This is a genomic window from Roseicyclus mahoneyensis (assembly GCF_003148775.1).
GTDB classification, from domain to species: Bacteria; Pseudomonadota; Alphaproteobacteria; order Rhodobacterales; family Rhodobacteraceae; genus Roseicyclus; species Roseicyclus mahoneyensis.
In genome coordinates, this window is record NZ_QGGW01000001.1 from 478,689 (window position 1) to 499,357 (window position 20,669).

The 20,669-nt window shown below is 65.1% G+C and carries 20 protein-coding genes; 16 read left to right on the forward strand and 4 right to left on the reverse strand.

Annotation, left to right across the window (positions count from 1 at the left end; genetic code table 11):
• The first annotated feature begins 31 nt into the window (after positions 1-31).
• Together C7455_RS02405 and C7455_RS02410 are read left to right on the forward strand one after the other, a co-directional pair.
• Positions 32-1,189, forward strand: coding sequence for an RsmB/NOP family class I SAM-dependent RNA methyltransferase (locus C7455_RS02405; protein ID WP_109664976.1), 1,158 nt, complete (start codon positions 32-34; stop codon positions 1,187-1,189).
• Positions 1,190-1,284: 95 nt separating this feature from the next.
• The gene (locus C7455_RS02410) at positions 1,285-3,654 is read left to right on the forward strand and encodes an ATP-binding response regulator (RefSeq protein WP_245904191.1); all 2,370 of its coding nucleotides are present in this window, start codon (positions 1,285-1,287) and stop codon (positions 3,652-3,654) included.
• 3 nt (positions 3,655-3,657) lie between these two features.
• Here C7455_RS02410 and C7455_RS02415 read toward each other — a convergent pair whose 3' ends face one another.
• Positions 3,658-4,254 carry a sulfotransferase family protein gene (locus C7455_RS02415; RefSeq protein ID WP_109664979.1) on the reverse strand — a complete coding sequence of 199 codons (597 nt, stop codon included), beginning with the start codon at positions 4,252-4,254 and terminating at the stop codon, positions 3,658-3,660.
• Positions 4,255-4,440: 186 nt separating this feature from the next.
• Between C7455_RS02415 and recA the strand changes: the two genes are divergently transcribed.
• The 3 genes from recA to C7455_RS02430 all read left to right on the forward strand — a co-directional run bounded on the left by recA (position 4,441) and on the right by C7455_RS02430 (position 8,661).
• On the forward strand, positions 4,441-5,520 hold the full coding sequence (gene recA, locus C7455_RS02420; protein WP_109664982.1) for a recombinase RecA: 1,080 nt from the start codon (positions 4,441-4,443) through the stop codon (positions 5,518-5,520).
• A gap of 186 nt (positions 5,521-5,706) precedes the next feature.
• The gene (gene alaS / locus C7455_RS02425) at positions 5,707-8,367 is read left to right on the forward strand and encodes an alanine--tRNA ligase (RefSeq protein WP_109664985.1); all 2,661 of its coding nucleotides are present in this window, start codon (positions 5,707-5,709) and stop codon (positions 8,365-8,367) included.
• A gap of 3 nt (positions 8,368-8,370) precedes the next feature.
• Complete coding sequence (locus tag C7455_RS02430; protein ID WP_109664987.1) at positions 8,371-8,661, forward strand: DUF1330 domain-containing protein; 291 nt, start codon at positions 8,371-8,373, stop codon at positions 8,659-8,661.
• 166 nt (positions 8,662-8,827) lie between these two features.
• Here the strand turns inward: C7455_RS02430 and C7455_RS02435 are convergent, their stop codons facing one another.
• Both C7455_RS02435 and C7455_RS02440 read right to left on the reverse strand, forming a co-directional pair.
• A complete protein-coding gene (locus C7455_RS02435; protein WP_109664990.1) occupies positions 8,828-9,064 on the reverse strand; it encodes a hypothetical protein in 237 nt (78 codons plus the stop codon).
• A 9-nt stretch (positions 9,065-9,073) separates the two neighbouring features.
• Positions 9,074-9,727 (reverse strand): alpha/beta hydrolase, encoded by a 654-nt coding sequence (locus tag C7455_RS02440; protein WP_109664993.1) that lies wholly within the window; start codon positions 9,725-9,727, stop codon positions 9,074-9,076.
• A gap of 166 nt (positions 9,728-9,893) precedes the next feature.
• Here C7455_RS02440 and iscR point away from each other — a divergent pair, with 166 nt between their 5' ends.
• The 11 genes from iscR to C7455_RS02495 all read left to right on the forward strand — a co-directional run bounded on the left by iscR (position 9,894) and on the right by C7455_RS02495 (position 19,028).
• Positions 9,894-10,355, forward strand: coding sequence for a Fe-S cluster assembly transcriptional regulator IscR (iscR, locus tag C7455_RS02445; RefSeq protein WP_109664996.1), 462 nt, complete (start codon positions 9,894-9,896; stop codon positions 10,353-10,355).
• A 68-nt stretch (positions 10,356-10,423) separates the two neighbouring features.
• Positions 10,424-11,467 carry a cysteine desulfurase family protein gene (locus C7455_RS02450; RefSeq protein WP_109664999.1) on the forward strand — a complete coding sequence of 348 codons (1,044 nt, stop codon included), beginning with the start codon at positions 10,424-10,426 and terminating at the stop codon, positions 11,465-11,467.
• Between the two features lie 66 nt (positions 11,468-11,533).
• On the forward strand, positions 11,534-13,069 hold the full coding sequence (gene sufB / locus C7455_RS02455) for a Fe-S cluster assembly protein SufB (protein WP_109665002.1): 1,536 nt from the start codon (positions 11,534-11,536) through the stop codon (positions 13,067-13,069).
• On the forward strand, positions 13,069-13,389 hold the full coding sequence (locus C7455_RS02460; RefSeq protein ID WP_146199908.1) for a hypothetical protein: 321 nt from the start codon (positions 13,069-13,071) through the stop codon (positions 13,387-13,389). Before sufB ends, C7455_RS02460 begins: the two co-directional genes overlap by 1 nt.
• The gene (locus C7455_RS02465) at positions 13,386-13,697 is read left to right on the forward strand and encodes a heavy metal-binding domain-containing protein (protein WP_109665007.1); all 312 of its coding nucleotides are present in this window, start codon (positions 13,386-13,388) and stop codon (positions 13,695-13,697) included. Before C7455_RS02460 ends, C7455_RS02465 begins: the two co-directional genes overlap by 4 nt.
• A 12-nt stretch (positions 13,698-13,709) precedes the next feature.
• Complete coding sequence (locus C7455_RS02470; protein ID WP_109665010.1) at positions 13,710-14,603, forward strand: FkbM family methyltransferase; 894 nt, start codon at positions 13,710-13,712, stop codon at positions 14,601-14,603.
• A 35-nt stretch (positions 14,604-14,638) separates the two neighbouring features.
• On the forward strand, positions 14,639-15,394 hold the full coding sequence (gene sufC, locus C7455_RS02475) for a Fe-S cluster assembly ATPase SufC (protein WP_109665013.1): 756 nt from the start codon (positions 14,639-14,641) through the stop codon (positions 15,392-15,394).
• Positions 15,394-16,695, forward strand: coding sequence for a SufB/SufD family protein (locus C7455_RS02480; protein WP_109665015.1), 1,302 nt, complete (start codon positions 15,394-15,396; stop codon positions 16,693-16,695). The genes sufC and C7455_RS02480 overlap by 1 nt, the downstream gene beginning before the upstream one ends.
• Before the next feature lie 3 nt (positions 16,696-16,698).
• Complete coding sequence (locus C7455_RS02485; RefSeq protein ID WP_109665018.1) at positions 16,699-17,208, forward strand: YIP1 family protein; 510 nt, start codon at positions 16,699-16,701, stop codon at positions 17,206-17,208.
• The gene (locus C7455_RS02490; protein WP_109665020.1) at positions 17,205-17,804 is read left to right on the forward strand and encodes a Yip1 family protein; all 600 of its coding nucleotides are present in this window, start codon (positions 17,205-17,207) and stop codon (positions 17,802-17,804) included. The genes C7455_RS02485 and C7455_RS02490 overlap by 4 nt, the downstream gene beginning before the upstream one ends.
• Entirely contained in the window at positions 17,805-19,028 is a 1,224-nt protein-coding gene (locus tag C7455_RS02495; protein ID WP_109665023.1) for a cysteine desulfurase, read from the forward strand.
• Positions 19,029-19,064: 36 nt separating this feature from the next.
• Here the strand turns inward: C7455_RS02495 and C7455_RS02500 are convergent, their stop codons facing one another.
• Complete coding sequence (locus C7455_RS02500; protein ID WP_109665026.1) at positions 19,065-20,561, reverse strand: fused MFS/spermidine synthase; 1,497 nt, start codon at positions 20,559-20,561, stop codon at positions 19,065-19,067.
• Between the last annotated feature and the right edge of the window lie 108 nt (positions 20,562-20,669).

The window sequence follows — 20,669 nt, forward strand, 5'->3', positions numbered from 1 at the left end:
GGTTTTTGCACTGCGTTCTTGAGGTAAGTGTATGACCCCCGGGGCGCGGCTTCAGGCGGCCATCGGCGTCTTGGACCAATGGTCTGCCGGGGTGCCCGTGGAGCAGGCCTTGACCAATTGGGGGCGCGGTGCGCGCTATGCCGGGTCGGGCGACCGGGCCATGGTGCGCGATCACGTCTATGACGTGCTGCGCGCGCGTGGCAGCTGCGCGGCGCTAGGTGGTGGCGAAACCGGGCGGGCGCTGATCCTTGGGATGTTGCGACTGCAAGGCATTGACCCTGCGGGGCTTTTTACCGGTGCCGCTCATGCACCATCAGCCCTGAGCGACGCGGAGGGGGTGGCGGGTGCGACCCCCGAGGCGGTCGCTGACGTGCCCGGCTGGACCGTTCCGCTGTTGCATGACCGGGTTGGGGGGGATTTGCCCGCTCTGCTTGACACCTTCCGCCATCGCGCTCCGCTTTACCTGCGGGTCAACCGGCGGCGGAGCACTCGTGCCGTGGCGATCGATCGCCTTTCGGCCGACGGTGTGGAGGCCATCGCCGACCCGCGGGTGGAGACGGCGCTTGAGGTGGCATCCGGGGCCCGACAGGTTAAATCTTCCGTCGCCTATGCCGAGGGGTGGGTCGAGCCGCAGGATCTTTCGGTGCAGCTGGCGCTGGCTGCCGTCGACTGGCCCGGCGGGCGCATCCTTGATTATTGCGCGGGCGGCGGGGGCAAGGCGCTGGCCATCTCAGACGCTTGTGCGGCGCAGGTTCTGGCCCATGACGCCGCACCGCGCCGGATGGCCGACCTGCCCCTGCGGGCTGAGCGGGCGGGCGTGCATATCCCGATCCTTGCGCCCTCTCAGCTTGCATCGGCCGGTCGCTTCGACGCGGTGCTGTGCGACGTGCCTTGTTCGGGCAGTGGCACCTGGCGGCGCGATCCGGAGGCCAAATGGCGGCTGACCCCGACCCGCTTGGCGGAGCTTGAGCAGATGCAGGCCGCCATCCTGGACGAGGCCGCCCCGCTGGTCCTGCCGGGGGGGCAGTTGGTCTACATGACCTGTTCGCTTTTTCGACGTGAGAACGAAGCGCAGGTCGACGCCTTTATCGCGCGTCATGCCGGTTGGTGGCTGGATCGGTCCGGCATCGACACGCCGCTTTCGGCATCGGACGGGTTCTTTCACGCCGTCCTGCGCGCGCCCGCCTGAGCTTGCCCGCACCATCCCACCGGATTTGTGGTATTTTAAGCTTCGTTTAACCATTGCATGGCTAGACATGGTCAAAACCATGCGCGTCTGGCGCGATGATGGGGGTCCTTGTGACAGATGAGGCCGAAACCACGCGACGTTTGATCGGCGAGGGCATGCGAGCGCGGATGCAACCTGTCGTCATCATCGGCTGCGGGGTTCTCGCGGCGATGGGGGCCATCCTTGGCGGTCCGCTGGCGCCGCCCTGGACCGTCGCGCTATGGGCGATCTCGGGGGGCCTGTTCTCGGCAGGCCTGCTGCTGAGCCTGCGCCGGATCCGGCAAGTCCGGCGCCTGAGGGGGAACCTGCGCGCCGCGTTGGGCCTGATGCAGCATGATCCAAGCCCCTGTTTCTGCACCGATCCCGGTGGTGCGATCGTCTGCCAGAACGACGCCGCCATCCGCCGTTTTGGCGATCGGTCAGGCCAGTCCATGGCGCGTGCCATCTCGGGGATGCTGCCCAATGCCTCGGCTGTGGTCTTTCGCCACGAGACCGCGCTTGACCGGCGCAAATCGGCGCAGGAAACGGTCATAACCCCGCGCGGCACCGTGCGGCTCACGGCCCATGACCTTGGGGCGGGGGTGTTTTGGCGCATCGACGATCAGGGCACGGCCGCGCATCATGCGGGGGACGGGATCGGCCTGCCGATGATGGTGGTCAGCCAATCCGACACGGTTCTGTCGATGAACGCCGCAATGCGCGATGTGCTCGGACGCCGGGCCACCGCGCTCGATGACGTGTTCGACGAGGTTCCCATCGTTGCGGGCCGCCGCATCCGTCTCAAGGCGACCACGGGCCCGATCGAGGTGATCCCGGTGGTGGTGGCGGCCCGCGATGGCCGGCGCGAGGTCTATGCCGTGCCCGGCCTGTCCGAACCACCCGCGGCCTCGGTCGCCGCGCGTGCGTTCGAGGCCTTGCCGGTCGCGCTTTTGCACATCGGGTCGGACGGGCGGCTTCTGGCCTCCAACCGCCATGCGCAACAGCTGCTCGACATGTCGCCCGATGCCTCCGGCACGCTGTCGGCCTTCGTCGAAGGGCTGGGGCGCCCGGTGAACGACTGGGTCATGGACACGCTGGCCGAACGCATTCCCGACCGCTCCGAGGTGGTCCGCGCGCGCAGACGCGATCAGGAATTGTTCGTACAGATCACGCTGAGCCGGATCACCGATGCCACCGGCCCCTCGCTCTTGGCGGTGCTGCATGACGCGACCGAGCTCAAGACGCTGGAACAGCAATTCGTGCAAAGCCAGAAGATGCAGGCCATCGGCGAACTGGCGGGCGGCGTGGCGCATGACTTCAACAACCTGCTGACCGCGATCACCGGGCATTGCGACCTGCTGATGCTGCGCCATGACCAGGGCGATCCCGATTATGCCGATCTCGTGCAGATCAATCAAAATGCCAACCGGGCGGCGGCGCTTGTCGGGCAATTGCTGGCCTTTTCGCGCAAACAGACGCTTGAGCCCGAGATCCTCGACCTGCGCGACACGATGGGGGAACTGACGCATCTGCTCAACCGGCTGGTGGGGGAAAAGATCAGCCTGACGCTCAGCCATGACCCGGCCCTCTTGCCGATCCGGGCCGACCGGCGGCAGCTCGACCAGGTGATCATGAACCTTGTGGTGAATGCGCGCGATGCCATGCCCGACGGCGGCGAGATCCGGGTGGAGACGCGCGTGGTGCGCCTGACGGAACCGATGTATCGCGACCGGGCCGAGGTGCCGGCCGGGCGCTATGTCACGATCCGGGTGCGCGATCAGGGTCATGGCATCCCGCCCGACAAGCTGACGCGCATCTTCGAGCCTTTCTTCACCACCAAGCGCGTGGGAGAAGGGACGGGACTGGGCCTGTCGATGGCCTACGGCATCGTCAAGCAGACCGGCGGTTATATCTTTGTGGACAGCGTGGTTGGCGTGGGCAGCACCTTCACCATCTACTGTCCGGCCTATGACCTGCCCGCAGTGGACCCTGTCGCCTTGCCCGAAGTGGCAAGCCCCGCGCCACCTTGCGCCGACGCCGACACGGTGGCCGGCGCGACGATGTCGCTGCGCGCCACCGATGGCCCGGCCGTGGTCATGCTGGTCGAGGACGAGGCGCCTGTGCGCGCCTTCGCCTCGCGTGCGCTCCGGCTCAGGGGCTATACCGTGATCGAGGCCGATTGCGCGGAGGATGCGCTGTCACAACTGGAGGATGCCGAACTGGCCGTCGATCTCTTCGTCACCGATGTGGTCATGCCCGGCATGGACGGCCCGTCATGGGTCCGGCAGGCGCTGGAGCGGCGGCCCGGCGTCAAGGTGGTTTTCGTCTCGGGCTATGCCGAGGAGCAACTGGAAAATGGCTCCATCGGGATCCCCAATTCGGTGTTTCTGGCCAAGCCCTTTTCGCTGACCGACCTGACCGAGACGGTGCAGCGCCAATTGCACTGAGGCCTACGGCGCGAGGCTGTCCCACAGCGCGAAATCTGCCCCGGCTTCATGGCGCAGGCGCTTTTCGGTCTCTGGCGCCAGCGTCACCTCGGTGTGGGGCGAGACGTTGCGCTGCGTCAATTCCAGCTTTTGTCCCAACCGGTTCTCCAAAAAGCCAATAGCCAGATCGAGCGTCTCGTAGCGGAACAGATGGTCGACGATGACCTTGCCCCCTGCATCCGAGACAAAGCGTGACTGTCGCCCCACGCGGGCAAACTCCGGCTCTGGATCGGCCAGCCACCCCTCGACGAAGGTGTCGAAGCCGATCCCGGCCGTAGAGGTCTCGCTGCCCGCGATCTCGGGCCGGGCGCGGTAGCGGTGCCAGCTTTTCAGCCAGTCGACCGGCTCGCGGATCACCGCCATCGTTTCCAGCCGCCGACCGCCCTTGTTCTCGAAGAACGGCGCCAACTGGTTGCGCCAGCGCCGGGCGGTGACATGCTTTTTCTCGGGCGGGTTGAGAATCGCCGCATCCGCATGAGGCAGTAGAGCCTCTTCCAGCGCTGTCGTGCCCGTCTTGGGCACCGCCAGCAGCACGAGTTTCGCCTTCCAGAACAACAACATGGAGAATTCCTCGCGGCAGGTCGTCTGCGGTAACCCGTCCTTAACCAATCTCGCGAAAACTGCAGGGAGACAAGAATTTACTTGAAGTGTTCGCGTTTTGTTTGCATGAGTGATCGGGAACAAGAGGTGAACACGAGCATCCCGTTGCCGCTATGCCTGCAACGTGGAATAAGGGAGCCCTACGCAATGGCAACGGCAAATCTTCTCGACATGACCGACCGCAAACAAGCCGACAAGCAAAAGGCGCTCGACAGCGCGCTGGCCCAGATCGAACGCCAGTTCGGCAAGGGCTCCATCATGAGGCTTGGGGGCGACAACGTCCTCAAGGATATCGAGTCGACCTCGACCGGCTCGCTCGGCCTCGATATCGCGCTGGGGATCGGCGGCCTGCCCAAGGGGCGGATCATCGAGATCTACGGGCCCGAAAGCTCGGGCAAGACCACGCTGACGCTGCATGTGGTGGCCGAAGAACAGAAAAAGGGCGGCGTCTGCGCCTTTGTTGACGCCGAACATGCGCTCGACCCGCAATATGCGAAAAAGCTGGGCGTGAACCTCGATGAGCTTCTGATCTCGCAGCCCGACACCGGCGAACAGGCGCTTGAGATCGTCGACACACTGGTGCGCTCGGGCGCGGTCAGCCTTGTGGTGGTCGATTCGGTTGCCGCGCTGACACCCAAGTCGGAGCTTGAGGGCGACATGGGCGACAGCTCGGTCGGTGTGCATGCTCGCCTGATGTCTCAGGCGATGCGCAAGTTGACCGGGTCGATCAGCCGCTCGAACTGCATGGTGATCTTCATCAATCAGATCCGGATGAAGATCGGCGTGATGTTCGGCAGCCCGGAGACCACGACAGGCGGCAACGCGTTGAAATTCTATGCCTCCGTCCGGCTCGACATCCGCCGCATCGGCTCGATCAAGGATCGCGATGAGGTTGTGGGCAACCAGACCCGCGTGAAGGTCGTCAAGAACAAGGTCGCACCACCCTTCAAGCAGGTGGAATTCGACATCATGTATGGCGACGGCATCTCCAAGACCGGCGAACTGGTCGACATGGGCGTGAAGGCCGGCATCGTCGAGAAATCGGGGTCGTGGTACTCCTACGGCGACGAGCGGATCGGTCAGGGGCGCGAGAACGCCAAGCAGTTCCTGCGCGACCATCCCGCCGTCGCGCTGGAATTGGAGGACAAGATCCGCGCCTCTCACGGGCTCGATTTCGGGATCTCCGGTGGCGACGAGGACAGCGCCATGGACATGGTCGACGACTGACCCGGACACGTAAGGCCGACCGCTCGACGCGGTCCACGCAGCGCCTGATGCACAGACTGCACAGATAAGGACGGTCCATTGGGGCCGTCTTTTTTCGTCGTGGGCTGTGCGGGCCGTGGACAGGGGGCGGGTGCGGGGATACATCCGGTCTCCGACACGTGACAGCCCACACCAGCGCGAGACCCGATGGCCAGCCTCAACGACATCCGCAGCACTTTCCTCGAGTATTTCCGCCGCAACGGTCATGAGGTCGTGGCCTCTAGCCCGCTGGTGCCGCGCAACGACCCGACACTGATGTTCACCAATTCGGGGATGGTGCAGTTCAAGAACCTCTTCACCGGGGTGGAACGCCGCGATTATGTGCGGGCCACGACCGCGCAAAAATGCGTGCGCGCGGGCGGCAAGCACAATGACCTCGACAATGTGGGCTATACTGCGCGCCACCACACGTTTTTCGAGATGCTGGGGAATTTCAGCTTCGGCAACTATTTCAAGGATGCCGCGATCCCCTATGCGTGGGAGCTCATCACGAAGGACTTCGGGATCGACAAGTCGCGTCTGCTGACGACGGTCTACCACACCGATGATGAGGCCTTCGAGATCTGGAAGAAGGTCGGCGTGCCCGAGGACCGGATCATCCGCATCGCGACCTCTGACAATTTCTGGCAGATGGGCCCCACCGGGCCCTGCGGCCCCTGCACCGAGATCTTCTACGATCATGGCGACCACATCTGGGGCGGCCCGCCGGGCAGCGCGGACGAGGATGGCGACCGGTTCATCGAGATCTGGAACGTCGTCTTCATGCAAAACGAGCAATTCGCCGATGGCACCATGGTGCCGCTTCAGATGCAGTCGATCGACACCGGCATGGGGCTGGAACGGGTCGGTGCGCTGTTGCAAGGCAAGCACGACAACTACGACACCGATCTGATGCGCGCTTTGATCGAAGCCTCGGCCCATGCCACCAGCGTGGACCCCGACGGCCCCAAGAACGTCCACCACCGGGTGATCGCCGATCACCTGCGGTCGTGCTCCTTTCTGATCGCAGATGGGGTCATGCCCGGCAACGAGGGGCGCGGCTATGTCCTGCGCCGGATCATGCGCCGCGCGATGCGCCATGCGCATCTGCTGGGCGCGCAAGATCCGCTGATGCACCGGCTGGTCCCCTCGCTGGTGCAGCAGATGGGGCAGGCCTATCCGGAACTGGGCCGTGCGCAGGCGCTGATCAGCGAGACCCTCAAGCTTGAGGAGGAACGGTTCCGCACCACGCTTGATCGCGGTCTGAAGCTGCTGGACGAGGAAATGGCGGGGCTGCCCGCGGATGCGGCGCTGCCCGGGGCTGCGGCCTTCAAGCTTTATGATACCTACGGGTTCCCGCTCGACCTGACGCAAGACGCGCTGCGCGAAAAGGGCCGGTCGGTCGATACCGACGGTTTCGACGCCGCCATGGCAGAACAAAAAGCCAAGGCGCGCGCGGCATGGTCGGGCACGGGCGAACAGGCCGATGCCGCGATCTGGTTCGATCTGGCCGAGGCGCATGGGGCGACAGAGTTCCTGGGCTACGACACCGAACGGGCCGAAGGTCAGCTTCTGGCCCTGGTGCGCGACGGCGTGGCCGTCGCTGCGGCGCAGGCAGGCGAGACCCTTGCTATCGTGGTCAACCAGACGCCGTTCTACGCGGAATCGGGCGGGCAGGTGGGTGACACCGGCATGATCCGCACCGCCACGGGCCTTGCCCGCGTGACGGACACGAAAAAGGTCGCGGGCCTGTTCTTGCACATGGCCGAGGTGGCCGAGGGCGAGATGAAGCCGGGGCAGGGCGCGGAGCTGGAGGTGGACCACGACCGCCGCGCCACGATCCGGGCCAACCATTCCGCCACACACCTGCTACATGAGGCCCTGCGCCGCGCCTTGGGCGATCATGTGGCGCAGCGGGGCAGCCTGAACGCTCCCGACCGGCTGCGCTTTGACTTCAGCCATGCCAAGCCTCTGACCCGCACGGAATACGCGCAGGTCGAGGCCGAGGTGAACGCCTTCATCCGCCAGAACGCACCGGTGGAAACGCGGATCATGACGCCAGATGCCGCGCGTGATCTGGGCGCGCAGGCGCTGTTTGGCGAGAAATACGGCGACGAGGTGCGCGTGGTGTCGATGGGCACTCTGCCCGGATCGGGCAAGGGGGCGGACCGCCAAACCTATTCGCTGGAACTGTGCGGCGGCACACATGTGCGCCAGACGGGTGACATCGGTCTTTTCGCGATCACGGCAGAACAGGCATCAGCCTCCGGGGTGCGCCGGATCGAGGCGCTGACCGGGGCCGCCGCCATGGCGATGCTGCGCACGCGCGACGAGACGCTGTCGCGGGTGGAAGAGACGCTGAAAACCAGCGGTGATGACCTGCCGCTGCGGGTGGAAAGCCTGCTCGATGAGCGCCGCAAGCTGGAGAACGAAGTGGCGCAACTGCGCCGCGCGCTGGCCATGGCGGGTGGGGCCGGCCAAGCGCCACAAGAGGCGCGGCAGGTGAACGGTATCGCCTTCCACGCGCAGGCCTTGACGGGTGTGACGGGCAAGGATCTGGCGGGCCTCATCGACGAGCACAAGGCGCGCATCGGATCGGGCGCGGTGCTGCTGATCGCCGATACCGGCGACAAGGCTGCGGTGGCCGCAGGCGTGACCGAGGATCTGACCGGGCGCCTGTCGGCTGTGGACCTTGTGCGTGCGGCGGTCGAGGAGCTGGGTGGCAAGGGCGGCGGTGGCCGTCCCGATTTCGCCCAAGGTGGCGGCAGGGATGCCGCGAATGTCTCGGCCGCCATCGCGGCCGCCGAAACCGTTCTCAAGGGAGTTTGAACGATGCCCGGTGCCTATTGGATTGCCCATGTGACTGTCAGCGACAACGAGGCCTATACAAAATATGCGGCGCTGGCGACGCAAGCCATCATTGAACACGGCGGCACCTTCCTTGCCCGTGGTGGTCGTGCCATCCAGAAGGAAGGCCGCGCCCATCCGCGCAACGTGGTGGCCCGTTTTCCAAGTCTTGAGGCAGCCAATGCCTGCTATGAGAGCGCAACTTACCAAGAGGCGCTGAGCCATGCGCAGGGTGCGTCCGAGCGGGATCTGGTGCTGGTCGAGGCGCTGGACTGAAACGCGGACAGGCTTGATTGCGGCGGGGTCTGCCCCCGCCGCGCGCGCCTGAGGCGGCCTTACCGTTCCTCCGCACAAACGTCTGGTTGAAAAGCATCGCCGCGCCATCGGGGCCAAGGACGCGGATCTCGTCGGCCTCAGCGCGGTCAGGCGATCTTGCTGCGGGTCAGGTCGCCGGCGGGGCGGTGCGTGCCTTGGCCAGCCGTTCGGCCAGAATCTTGCGCGCGCGCGCCTCGGCGATGCGGACGCGCACGGCGGTGCGGAACAGTTCCTCGGTCGTGGGCGACGACGCGCCGACCGCTTGCGCGATCTGCTCGATCAGCCGATCGTCGCCCAGTTCCTCGGCGGCCTTGATCGTGTCCAGCGCCAGCTTGTCGGCGAGGTCTTCGGCGATGCGGCTCATCTGCAGGCCTCAGCGCGAGGATTCGGTCAGGCGGCGGCGCACATAAGTCTGCACGCTCTCGATCATCGGGTCCATGTGCGGGTCCTCGAAGAAATGGCCGGCGCCCTCGACCTCCTGATGGGTGATGGTGATGCCCTTTTGCTCATGGAGCTTGTCGACGAGGATGCGGGTATCTTGCGGTTTGGCCACGCGGTCGGACGCGCCGTTGATGACAAGGCCCGAAGCCGGGCAGGGCGCGAGGAAGCTGAAGTCATACATGTTGGCGGGCGGGCTGACCGAGATGAAGCCGGTGATCTCGGGCCGGCGCATCAAGAGCTGCATCCCGATCCAGGCGCCAAAAGAAAAGCCCGCGACCCAGCAATGCTTGGAATTGGGGTTCATTGCCTGCAGGTAATCCAGCGCCGAGGCCGCATCGCTGAGTTCCCCGATGCCTTGGTCGTATTCGCCCTGTGAGCGGCCGACGCCTCGGAAGTTGAACCGCAGCACGGTGAAGCCGATCTTGTGAAAGGCGTAGTGCAGGTTGTAGACGACCCTGTTGTTCATCGTGCCGCCGAATTGCGGATGCGGGTGCAAGATGATGGCGATGGGCGCGTCCTTGGCCTTTTGCGGATGGTAGCGGCCTTCGAGCCGGCCCTCGGGGCCGGGGAAAATCACCTCGGGCAAACACGTTCTCCTCAAGCGCGGCAAGGGCGGCGGCCTGCTTGACGGGGCAGGGGGCGCTCCCTAGAACCAATTAAATTCCGTCCGGCGCCATGTGGCGGAACCCGGGTCGTTTCGCAGTTAAGCGCGCCGATCGGAAAGGTCAATCTTTGCAGGGGGTCGGGCCGCGATGAAGCTGAGCACCAAAGGGCGCTATGCCATGGTCGCCATGGCAGACCTTGCGCTGCAGAAGGGCGACGGACTGGTATCACTGTCGGAACTGTCAAAGCGGCAGGATATCTCCTTGCCCTATCTTGAACAGCTTTTCGTCAAGCTGCGCCGCGCAGAACTGGTCGACTCGGTCCGGGGCCCGGGCGGTGGTTACCGGCTGGCGCGACCGGCTTCGGAAATCCGGGTGGTCGAGATCTTTGCCGCCGTGGACGAGACGGTCAGTGCGCTGCACACCGGGGCGGGGGCCTCGGGCGGGGTCTCGGGCAGCCGGGCGCAGTCGATGACCAACCGGCTGTGGGAAAGCCTGTCGGCGCATGTCTATGTCTTCTTGCACCAGACGCGGTTGTCGGATGTCGTGGAGAACGGGCTGACGCCGTGCCCCGCTGTGCCGACGCTCTTCGAGGTTGTCGACGAAGGCTGATCCCTTGGCCGCCCGCTTCTGGCGATGTGGTGGCGTGCATATTTTTGGAAAGATGAAGCGGGGACGCGATGGCGCGGGTCTATCTCGATCACAATGCCACGACGCCCCTGAGGCGTGAAGCGCGCGCGGCGATGGTCGCGGCGATGGATCTGGTGGGCAACCCCTCCTCTGTCCATGCCGAGGGACGGGCGGCCAAGGCGGTGATGGAACGCGCGCGCAGCCAACTGGCCGAGGCGCTTGGCGCGCAGGCGGCCGACATCGTCTTTGTCTCGGGCGCGACCGAGGCGGCGGCGCTGGCGTTGGCGGGGCGGGGCCTGCATGGCGCCGGGATAGAACATGACGCGGTGCGCGCGTGGGTGGAGGAGGATCTGGAGGTCGATGGGCTGGGCCGAGTGGCTGTGAGCGATCCAGCGGCCAGCACGTTGCAGCTGGCCAATTCCGAGACGGGGATTGTGCAGGACCTGCCCGAGGGTCTGGCCGTCAGCGACTGGACGCAAGGGTTCGGCAAGATCCCTGTGGCCTTCGACTGGTCGGGCGTCGATATGGCCTTCGTCTCGGCCCACAAGATCGGGGGTCCCAAGGGAATCGGGGCGCTGATCCTCAGGCGCGGTCTGGATGTGGAGGCCCGCATCCGGGGCGGCGGGCAGGAGATGGGGCGCAGGTCCGGCACGGAGAACCTGATCGGCATTGCCGGATTTGGGGCTGCGGCCCAGGCTGCCACGCAAGATCTTGAATCCGGTGTTTGGGACCGGGTTGCCAAACTTAGAAATATTCTAGAAAAGACTCTGGACCATTCGGCAAGAGATACTATTTTTGTCGGGAAAGATGGCGCGCGGTTGCCAAACACCAGCCTGATGATCACGCCCGGATGGAAGGGTGAGACGCAGGTGATGCAGATGGATCTGGCGGGCTTTGCCGTATCGGCGGGGTCCGCCTGTTCCTCGGGCAAGGTGAAGGCCAGTTCGGTGTTGCGCGCCATGGGCTATTCGGAGACCGAGGCGTCTTGCGCGCTCAGGGTCTCGCTGGGGCCAGAGACGACCGAGGCGGAGGTCCTTTCCTTTGCCGAAGCCTGGGCTGCGGCCCATGAACGGTTTGCCCGACGCGGGCGGTGAGACGACAGGCGGGGCCGACCCCGCCACGCAGGCGCCGGACAAACCGGCAGGACGGGAGAGACGACGATGACAGCCCTCGACAGCGAGATCACTGACACGCAGGTCAAGGACGGCGTCGACCGCGAGACGGTCGAAGCGGTGCAGGCGGTCGGCGGCAAGTACAAATACGGCTGGAACACCGAGATCGAGATGGATTACGCCCCAAAGGGCGTGAACGAGGACATCGTGCGCCTCATCTCGGAAAAGAACGGCGAGCCCGAGTGGATGACAGACTGGCGTCTGCAGGCGTTCAAGCGCTGGAAGCAGATGGAAGAACCGACTTGGGCGATGGTGAACTACCCGCCCATCGACTATCAGGACCAGTACTACTACGCCCGCCCCAAGAGCATGGCGGAAAAGCCGAAATCGCTTGACGATGTCGATCCCAAGCTCTTGGCGACCTATCAGAAGCTCGGGATCCCGCTGAAGGAACAATTGATCCTTGCAGGCGTCGAAGGGGCCGAGGATGCGCCTGCCGAGGGTCGCAAGGTGGCCGTCGATGCAGTGTTCGACAGTGTCAGCGTCGGCACCACTTTCCAGGCGGAATTGCGCAAGGCAGGCGTGATCTTCTGTTCCATCTCCGAGGCGATCAAGGAGCATCCGGAGCTGGTCAAGAAGTACCTTGGCTCGGTCGTGCCGATCACCGACAATTATTTCGCCACACTGAATTCAGCGGTCTTTTCCGACGGGTCCTTTGTCTACATCCCGCCCGGCGTGCGCTGCCCGATGGAATTGTCGACCTATTTCCGCATCAACGCCGAGAATACCGGCCAGTTCGAACGCACGCTGATCATCGCCGACAAGGGCAGCTATGTGTCCTACCTTGAGGGCTGCACCGCGCCCAAGCGCGACACGCATCAGCTGCATGCCGCCGTGGTGGAACTGGTGCTGCTGGATGACGCCGAGATCAAGTATTCGACGGTCCAGAACTGGTATCCGGGCGACGAGGAAGGCCGTGGCGGCATCTACAACTTCGTCACCAAGCGCGCCGATTGCCGGGGCGACCGGTCGAAAGTGATGTGGACGCAGGTGGAAACCGGTTCGGCCATCACCTGGAAATACCCGTCGTGCATCTTGCGCGGCGATGACAGTCAGGGCGAGTTCTATTCCATCGCCATCGCCAACAATGCCCAGCAGGCCGACACCGGAACCAAGATGGTCCATCTGGGCAAGCGCACCAAGTCGCGTATCGTGTCCAAGGGCATCAGCGCGGGCCGGGCGCAGAACACCTATCGCGGTCTTGTCTCGATGCACCCGAAGGCCAAGGACAGCCGCAACTATACCCAGTGCGACAGTCTGCTGATCGGCGACAAGTGCGGGGCGCACACGGTTCCCTACATCGAGGTCAAGAACAACTCGAGCCGGGTGGAGCATGAGGCGACGACCTCAAAGGTCGATGATGACCAGATGTTCTACTGCCGCTCGCGCGGCATGGGCGAGGAAGAGGCCGTGGCTCTGATCGTGAACGGGTTCGCGCGTGAGGTCTTGCAGGCCCTGCCGATGGAATTCGCGATGGAGGCGCAGCAGCTGGTGGCGATCAGCCTTGAGGGATCTGTCGGCTGATGACCCAAGGTGACGGCATAGGGCCGGGTGCGATGCGCGGGCCCATCCGCATGACATGGCGCAGGTCGCGTGAGGCGACGCAGGCCACTGTCCTGTCGCTGGCACTGATCATCGTGTTCCTTCTTTCCATCGCCCATGACGAGATCGTCGAGGCGCTGGTCGCGCAGGGCTGGCTTCAGGCCGGTTTGGCCGAACGGGCGGAAATTGTCCTCGGGTTTTTCCTGTTCGTCATCTGGGGTGCCTTGACCGTCGCGCTGGTCGATCTGTTTAGAAAGTCCGCGCAACGCGGGGGCCGCAGCGGACAAGGGGGCGGCGCATGATCGTGACCACCACCCCCTCCATCGAGGGTCGCCGCATCAGCACGTACCACGGCATCGTGGTGGGCGAGGCTATCCTCGGCGCCAATGTGTTCCGCGATCTCTTTGCGGGGATCACCGACATCATCGGCGGGCGCTCGGGCGCCTATGAGGAGGAACTGGGCAAGGCGCGTTCCACCGCGCTGTCCGAGATGGAGGATCGCGCCCGCGCCATGGGGGCTGGTGCGGTCGTGGGCGTCGATCTCGACTATGAGGTGATCAACAACATGCTCATGGTGTCGGCCTCCGGCACCGCCGTGACGCTGGACTGACGGGCGCAAGGAATGGGCAAGGATTTCGATCGAGACAGGCTCGACGCGCTGGTGGCCCTTCTGGCCCCCGTGCGCCGCACGCGCGTGGTCGAGGTGGGCGCGAATCCGATCAACGACAATCCCTATGCGGGCCTTCTTGCGGCGGGCCATTGCGAGGTCTGGGGGTTCGAGCCTGAGCCGCGCGCCTTCGCACGCCTCGCGCAGAGCGCCACGGAAACCTACCTGCCTTACGCCATCGGGACGGGTGGACCGGCCACGCTCCATGTGACCAAGGCGGCCTCGCTCACCTCGCTCTTGCGGCCCGATGCGCAGACGGCCGCGTTTTTCCAGCGTTTCGCCAGCCCCGGCACCGTGATCGAGGAAATCACGGTCGAGACCCACAGGCTCGACGAATTGGACGACGTGCCGCCCTTCGATCTGATGAAGATCGACGTGCAGGGCGGCGAGCTGCAGGTGTTCGAAGGGGCGGCGGCCAAGCTCGCCACCGCACTGGCGGTGATCACCGAGGTGGGTTTCGTACCGCTTTACGAGGATCAGCCGCTGATCGACGACCAGATGCGGGTGCTGCGGGGCCATGGCTTCGACCTGCACAAATTCTCCTTTCTCAAGGGCTTCTCGTTGCGGGGCGGGCTTGCCACGAGGTTGGAAAAGACCGCCCATGACAACCAGTTGCTCGACGGCGACGCGGTGTTCCTGCGCTGCTTGCGTCATCCTGACCTGATCGACACCGAAGCGCTGAAGCACATGGCGATCTTGTGCGATGCGGTGATCGAAAGCTTCGATGTGGCCGCGCGCTGTCTCGACCTGCTGATCGCACGCGATGCGATCGACGCAGGCGCGGCGGCGGCCTATGTCGCGCGCCTGCCACGGCAGGGCAAACCGATGAAACTGGCAGCGCAGGCATAAGAGCGCGCCCAAGACGTTACAGAAGGATGTGAGTGATGCTGACCATCAAGAACCTGCATGTGAAACTGGAAGATGAGGACAAGCAGATCCTCAAGGGTGTCGATCTGACGGTCGAGGCCGGAAAGGTCCATGCGATCATGGGGCCGAACGGCTCGGGCAAGTCGACGCTGTCCTATGTCCTGTCGGGCCGCGACGGCTATGAGGTGACGGATGGCACGGCCACGCTGGAGGGCGAGGATCTGCTGGGGATGGAGCCCGAGGAACGCGCGTCGGCGGGGCTGTTTCTGGCCTTCCAATATCCGGTCGAGATCCCCGGCGTGGGCAACATGACCTTCTTGCGTACCGCGATGAATGCGCAGCGCAAGGCACGCGGAGAGGAAGAGGTCAGCGCGGGCGATTTCCTCAAGCTGGTGCGCGAAAAGGCCAAGGCGCTCAAGATCGACGCCGAAATGCTCAAGCGCCCGGTCAATGTCGGCTTTTCGGGCGGCGAGAAAAAGCGCAACGAGATCCTGCAGATGGCGATGCTGGAACCCAAGATGTGCATCCTCGACGAGACCGACTCGGGCCTTGATGTGGACGCGATGAAACTGGTGGCCGATGGCGTGAACGCGCTGCGCGACGCGGGTCGGGGTTTCCTTGTCATCACCCATTACCAGCGCCTGCTCGACCACATCCGGCCTGATGTGGTCCACATCATGGCCGATGGCCGCATCGTCAAGACGGGCGGGCCGGAGCTGGCGCTTGAGGTCGAACAAAACGGCTATGCCGACATCCTTGCCGAGGTGGCGTGATGGCGGTGGCACAGCCGAAACCCGACCTGACGGAGAGCCGGATCGCCGCGCTTGAGCTGCCGAAAGGTGGCGCTTGGGGCATGGCCGCGCGCGCGGACGCTTTGGCGCGGTTGCGCGTGATGGGCCTGCCCGGACGGCGCGATGAATACTGGAAATTCACCAACCCCGACAGCCTGACGCAGGTGGCCGCGCCGCGCGCAGCCTTGTTCGAGGCCAAGGACGAAGCGCCGCTTTTCGATGCGGTGGACCGGCTGCGCATCGTCTTTGTCGATGGTGTTTTCGATGCGGAGCAATCCGACGAACTGAGCCTCGAGGGGGTGGAGATCGAGCGTCTGGCCGATGCCATGGCCCGCGACATCCACTGGGCGCGCGAGTTTTACGGCACGCTGGAAACCGCCGGACAGACCCCGGTCGCCCGGCCCTTGGCGGCGCTGAACACGGCCTTTGCCACCGACGGTCTGGTGATCCGGGCAGTCGGCAAGGCGGCCAAGCCCATCAGCCTTGTCTACTTGCACCGCTCCGAGACCTCGGATGCGATCTTGCACCATGTCGTGCGGGTCGAGGAGGGGGCGGAGCTGACCATCCTCGAGAACGGGCCTGCCGCCGCGCGGTTCAACAAATGCATGGAGATCAGCGTCGCCGACCGCGGCGCGTTCCACCATGTGCGCGCGCAGGGGCGCGACCACGAACGCCGCGCCGCGACCCACATGTTCGCGCGTCTGGGGGCGGAAAGCCGTTACAAATCCTTCACCCTTACGGTGAACGGGGTGATGACGCGCAACGAGCATGTGATCGAGCTGACCGGGGATGACGCCAGCGCCCATGTGGCGGGTGCGGCGATGGGCGACGGCAAGCTGCAGGCCTTCCACCACGACGACACGGTGTTTGTTACCCACGGGGCGCTCCGTTGCGAAAGCCGTCAGGTGTTCAAAAAGGTGCTTCGGAACGGGGCCGAGGGGGTCTTTCAGGGCAAGATTCTGGTCAAGCCCGGCGCGCAGAAGACGGACGGCTACCAGATCAGCCAAGCGTTGCTTTTGGACGAGGAAGCGTCGTTTCAGGCCAAGCCTGAGCTGGAGATTTACGCCGATGACGTGAAATGCTCGCATGGTTCGACCACGGGGGCGATTGATGAAACAGCGCTCTTCTACCTGCGCGCCCGAGGTGTGCCGCGCGAGACGGCGACCGACCTGCTGGTGCTCGCCTTCATCGACGAGGCGATTCAGGAGATCGAGGACGCCACATTGCAAGACGACATCCGCACGCGGTTGCAGCTGTGGCTGGAGCGGCGGAGGCGCGGCTGATCCATGGCGGTGACAACCGATATCGTGGCCACATGGCGGCACCCCGGCGCCGTGATGCGCCGCCTGCTGTCCATGGGCCGCCGCGAGGATCGGGCGCTGGCGGTCCTTATTGCGGCCTGTTTCGTCATCTTCGTTGCGCAATGGCCGCGCCTGAGCCGCGAGGCCTATCTTGCCCCCGAGGGCGCGCCGCCGCTCGAGGCGGTGCTGTCGATCACCTTTTTCGCCATGATGATGATCTGGCCGCTGGCGGCCTATGCGGTGGCCGCGATCACGCATCTGCTGGCTAGGATCCTGGGCGGGCGCGGGACGTGGTATTCGGCCCGTCTTGCGCTGTTCTGGTCGCTTCTGGCCACATCGCCCGCATGGCTGTTCCATGGCCTTGTCGCGGGATTCGTCGGGCCCGGCCCGGCGCAGACCGTCGCAGGGGTGATCTTGCTGGTTGCCTTTCTGGCCATCTGGGGCATGTCGCTGCGCGAGGCGCAACGCGAACCCGAGGCGGACACCGGCCCATGACCCGACTTCTCAGCCTCGTACCGCTCCTGCGCATGGCGCGCGACACGGTGTCGAACCCGCGCGAAGGGGCCGAGACAGTCCTGAGCCTCGGCGTGCCGCGTCAGGCGATGTGGCTGGCCTTTGCGCTGGTGATCGTGCTGTCGATGCTCTTGGGCGATCTGCTCTACCTGCTGGCGGGGCTACCGCAGGGCGGGCCGCTGACGGGACCGATGGGGTCCTCGGCGGTGGTCATGGGCGGCTTGCAGGCGGCGCTTCTCTACATGATGGCCCATGCGATCACGCAGATCGGGCGGCTGTTCGGCGGCACCGGCCGCTTTGAAGAGGCGCTTTTGCTGATCGTTTGGCTGCAGTTCATTTTTTTGTGCGTGCAGGTGGTGCAACTGGCCGCACTGCTTCTCATCCCACCGGTGGCCGGGCTGATCACCATTCTGGCGCTCGGTCTGTTTTTGTGGCTGCTGGTCAATTTCATCGCGACGCTGCACGGCTTCACGTCGCTGGGGATGGTCTTCGTGATGACGCTGCTGTCGGGGTTTGCGATCCTTGTTTCCCTGAGCCTGGTTCTCACCATGCTCGGCATCACCTTCGGGACGGTCTGAATGAGCTATGACATCGCAGCGATCCGCGCCGATTTCCCGATCCTGTCACGGCAGGTGAACGGCAAGCCGCTGGTCTATCTCGACAATGGCGCAAGCGCGCAAAAGCCGCAGGTGGTCATCGACGCGGTGACGCAGGCCTATGCGCAGGAATATTCCAATGTGCATCGCGGCCTGCACTACCTGTCGACGCTGGCGACCGAGAAATACGAGGGCGTGCGCGGCACCATCGCTCGGTTTCTGGGCGTGAAGGACGAGCACGAGATCGTGTTCACAAGCGGGGCGACCGAAGGGATCAACCTTGTCGCCTATGGCTGGGCCATGCCCAGGATGCAGGCGGGCGACGAGATCGTGCTGACCATTGCCGAGCATCACGCCAATATCGTGCCTTGGCATTTCTTGCGCGAACGGCAGGGCGTGGTGCTGAAATGGGTCGAGGTCGACGCCAATGGCGATCTGGACCCGCAGGCGATGATCGATGCCATCGGTCCGCGCACGAAACTGGTGGCCATGTCGCACATGTCGAACGTTCTGGGCACCGTCTTTGACGTGAAGCCCGTGATCGATGCGGCCCATGCGAGGGGCGTTCCGGTGCTGCTCGACGGCTCGCAGGCAGCTGTTCACATGGCCCTCGACCTTGATGCGCTGGGGGCGGATTTCTACGCCGTCACCGGCCACAAGCTTTACGGGCCCTCCGGGTCCGGCGCGATCCACATCAAATCCGCCCGCATGGCCGAGATGCGCCCCTTCATCGGCGGCGGCGACATGATCCGCGAGGTGCACCGCGACCGCGTGATCTACAACGATCCCCCGATGAAGTTCGAGGCGGGCACCCCCGGCATCGTCCAGCAGATCGGGCTGGGCGTAGCGCTCGATTACATGATGGGCGTGGGGATGGTGAATATCGCCGCCCATGAGGCGCGGCTTAGGGATTATGCCCGCGCGCGGCTCGACGGGTTGAACTGGCTGAACGTGCAGGGCAATTCGGCGACCAAGGGGGCGATCTTTTCCTTCACGCTGGAGGGTGCGGCGCATGCCCACGACATCTCGACCGTCCTTGACAAGAAGGGCGTGGCGGTGCGCGCGGGCCAGCATTGCGCCGGGCCGCTGATGGAGCATTTGGGCGTTACGGCCACCTGCCGCGCGAGCTTCGGCATGTACAACACCGTAGGCGAGGTGGATGTGCTGATCGAGGCGCTGGAACTGTGCCACGACCTGTTTTCGTAACGCTTTGGCGCGCGGGACGGCGCACCGAGGTGACGATCAGTCCCGCCGCCCCATCAACCGGTCGATCGGCGCGTAATCATCGGTCAGAACCATCCCCCGGTCGGCCGCCAGCGCAGCGACGAAGCGGTCGTCCAGCGCGCCGAAGGTCATCAGGTTCGGCGCGGGCGCGCTGAATGTGCCGACCGGCGTGGGCTCGGACCCCGCCACCACGGCAAAGACCATGCGCGAGCCCGGCGCGGGCTGCCCCGTCTGGGTCCAGACCTCGACCACCGGAAAGACCTCGCGCAGCGTCATCACGATCGAGCCGAGCGAGCCGAGCCTGTCCTCGTAATCGATCACCGTCATCAAGAAGGACCCGTCGGGCGTCATCCGGGCGGACACAAGCTCGAAGAATTCCCGCGTGACCAGATGCACCGGCACCACCACATCGGTGAAGGCATCGCCGATGATGATGTCGAAGCGCACCTCGGGGCGGGTCAGCAGGGCGCGGCGCGCATCCTCGTGCCAGATCTCGGCGCTGGCGGGGTCGAACCAGAACGCCGCTTCGGCCAACCGCGTCACCTCGGGGTCGATCTCGGACACGGTCATCGGCCCCGCGCCTTGCGCGATCAGGCTGCGCGGCACGGAAAACGACCCGCCGCCGATGACATAGGTGCTGAAATCCTCGCGCGGGGCGCGCAGACGCGTCAGCGTGTCGAGCATTGCGCCATGGACGGTGAACTGAACCTCGGGAAGGTCGCGCGCGCTGATCCCGTGGGCGAGATGGTCGATCACCATCAGGTGCACCGGGCTGTTTGGATCGGCCGACAGGTCATCGACCCGCAGGCAGAAATAGCGGGTCTCCTCATGGCATTGTGCGGGCGCGGCCAGCGCAAGCCCTGCCATTCCGGCAGCAGCGGCCCCGGCCAGAACCGCGACGGCCAACCCGCGAGATCGGCCGAGCCAAAAGAACAACAGGCCCGACAGGATATAGACCACCGTCACCAGCACGAGCGTCAGCGCCGATCCCAGCCAGCCGATGAAGACGAACCCCGCCAGCAGCACGCCCGCGATCGCGCCGACTGCGCCCGAGGCGAACATGGCCCCCAGCGCCGGGCCGGAGCGGTCCTGCGTGGTGATGGCGATCTGGGCCAGCACCGGGGCAGGCACACCGGCAAAGAAGGACGGCAAGAAGAACACCACCATGGTCAGCGCGGTGATGCCCCAGACCGGGTCTGTCACGGCGGCCAGTACGGGCGCTGCCACCGCGGGCAAGATCAAGACGGCGGCTGCCGTCGTCACCGCGGCGGCAAGCGTCGCGCCACCTGTCCATGCCAGCGCGTCGGGCGCCGGTTTCTCGGCCAGCCGCCCGCCCCACCAGTGCCCGGCCGAGAACCCGGCCAGAACCACCGCGATCACCGCCGTCCATGTATAGAGCGACATGCCCACATGGGGCGCAAGCATGCGCCCCGCCACGATTTCCACCACCAGCGAGGCGGCCGAGATGCCGCCTTGCAAGACCACCAACAGCCAAAGGGGTGTGGGTCGTGTCATGTCTGTCCTCCCGTGTCGCGCGGCGCCATGTGATCCGACCCGGCGCGCCGTGGCAAGGGGCCGCGACCCTCGGCACGCGCTTGCGCCGCGCCGCCGCGCAAGGATAGG

Excerpts from the sequence above, each read along its gene's own strand:
- C7455_RS02460 (WP_146199908.1), top strand. The coding sequence starts at position 13,069 with ATGACCCAAGGTGACGGCATAGGGCCGGGTGCGATGCGCGGGCCCATC.
- C7455_RS02470 (WP_109665010.1), top strand. The coding sequence starts at position 13,710 with ATGGGCAAGGATTTCGATCGAGACAGGCTCGACGCGCTGGTGGCCCTT.
- iscR (WP_109664996.1), top strand. The coding sequence starts at position 9,894 with ATGAAGCTGAGCACCAAAGGGCGCTATGCCATGGTCGCCATGGCAGAC.
- alaS (WP_109664985.1), top strand. The coding sequence starts at position 5,707 with ATGGCCAGCCTCAACGACATCCGCAGCACTTTCCTCGAGTATTTCCGC.
- C7455_RS02500 (WP_109665026.1), bottom strand. The coding sequence starts at position 20,561 with ATGACACGACCCACACCCCTTTGGCTGTTGGTGGTCTTGCAAGGCGGC.
- C7455_RS02410 (WP_245904191.1), top strand. The coding sequence starts at position 1,285 with ATGATGGGGGTCCTTGTGACAGATGAGGCCGAAACCACGCGACGTTTG.
- C7455_RS02495 (WP_109665023.1), top strand. The coding sequence starts at position 17,805 with ATGAGCTATGACATCGCAGCGATCCGCGCCGATTTCCCGATCCTGTCA.
- C7455_RS02465 (WP_109665007.1), top strand. The coding sequence starts at position 13,386 with ATGATCGTGACCACCACCCCCTCCATCGAGGGTCGCCGCATCAGCACG.
- C7455_RS02480 (WP_109665015.1), top strand. The coding sequence starts at position 15,394 with ATGGCGGTGGCACAGCCGAAACCCGACCTGACGGAGAGCCGGATCGCC.
- sufB (WP_109665002.1), top strand. The coding sequence starts at position 11,534 with ATGACAGCCCTCGACAGCGAGATCACTGACACGCAGGTCAAGGACGGC.
- recA (WP_109664982.1), top strand. The coding sequence starts at position 4,441 with ATGGCAACGGCAAATCTTCTCGACATGACCGACCGCAAACAAGCCGAC.
- C7455_RS02430 (WP_109664987.1), top strand. The coding sequence starts at position 8,371 with ATGCCCGGTGCCTATTGGATTGCCCATGTGACTGTCAGCGACAACGAG.
- C7455_RS02435 (WP_109664990.1), bottom strand. The coding sequence starts at position 9,064 with ATGAGCCGCATCGCCGAAGACCTCGCCGACAAGCTGGCGCTGGACACG.
- C7455_RS02405 (WP_109664976.1), top strand. The coding sequence starts at position 32 with ATGACCCCCGGGGCGCGGCTTCAGGCGGCCATCGGCGTCTTGGACCAA.
- C7455_RS02490 (WP_109665020.1), top strand. The coding sequence starts at position 17,205 with ATGACCCGACTTCTCAGCCTCGTACCGCTCCTGCGCATGGCGCGCGAC.
- C7455_RS02450 (WP_109664999.1), top strand. The coding sequence starts at position 10,424 with ATGGCGCGGGTCTATCTCGATCACAATGCCACGACGCCCCTGAGGCGT.
- C7455_RS02485 (WP_109665018.1), top strand. The coding sequence starts at position 16,699 with ATGGCGGTGACAACCGATATCGTGGCCACATGGCGGCACCCCGGCGCC.
- C7455_RS02415 (WP_109664979.1), bottom strand. The coding sequence starts at position 4,254 with ATGTTGTTGTTCTGGAAGGCGAAACTCGTGCTGCTGGCGGTGCCCAAG.
- sufC (WP_109665013.1), top strand. The coding sequence starts at position 14,639 with ATGCTGACCATCAAGAACCTGCATGTGAAACTGGAAGATGAGGACAAG.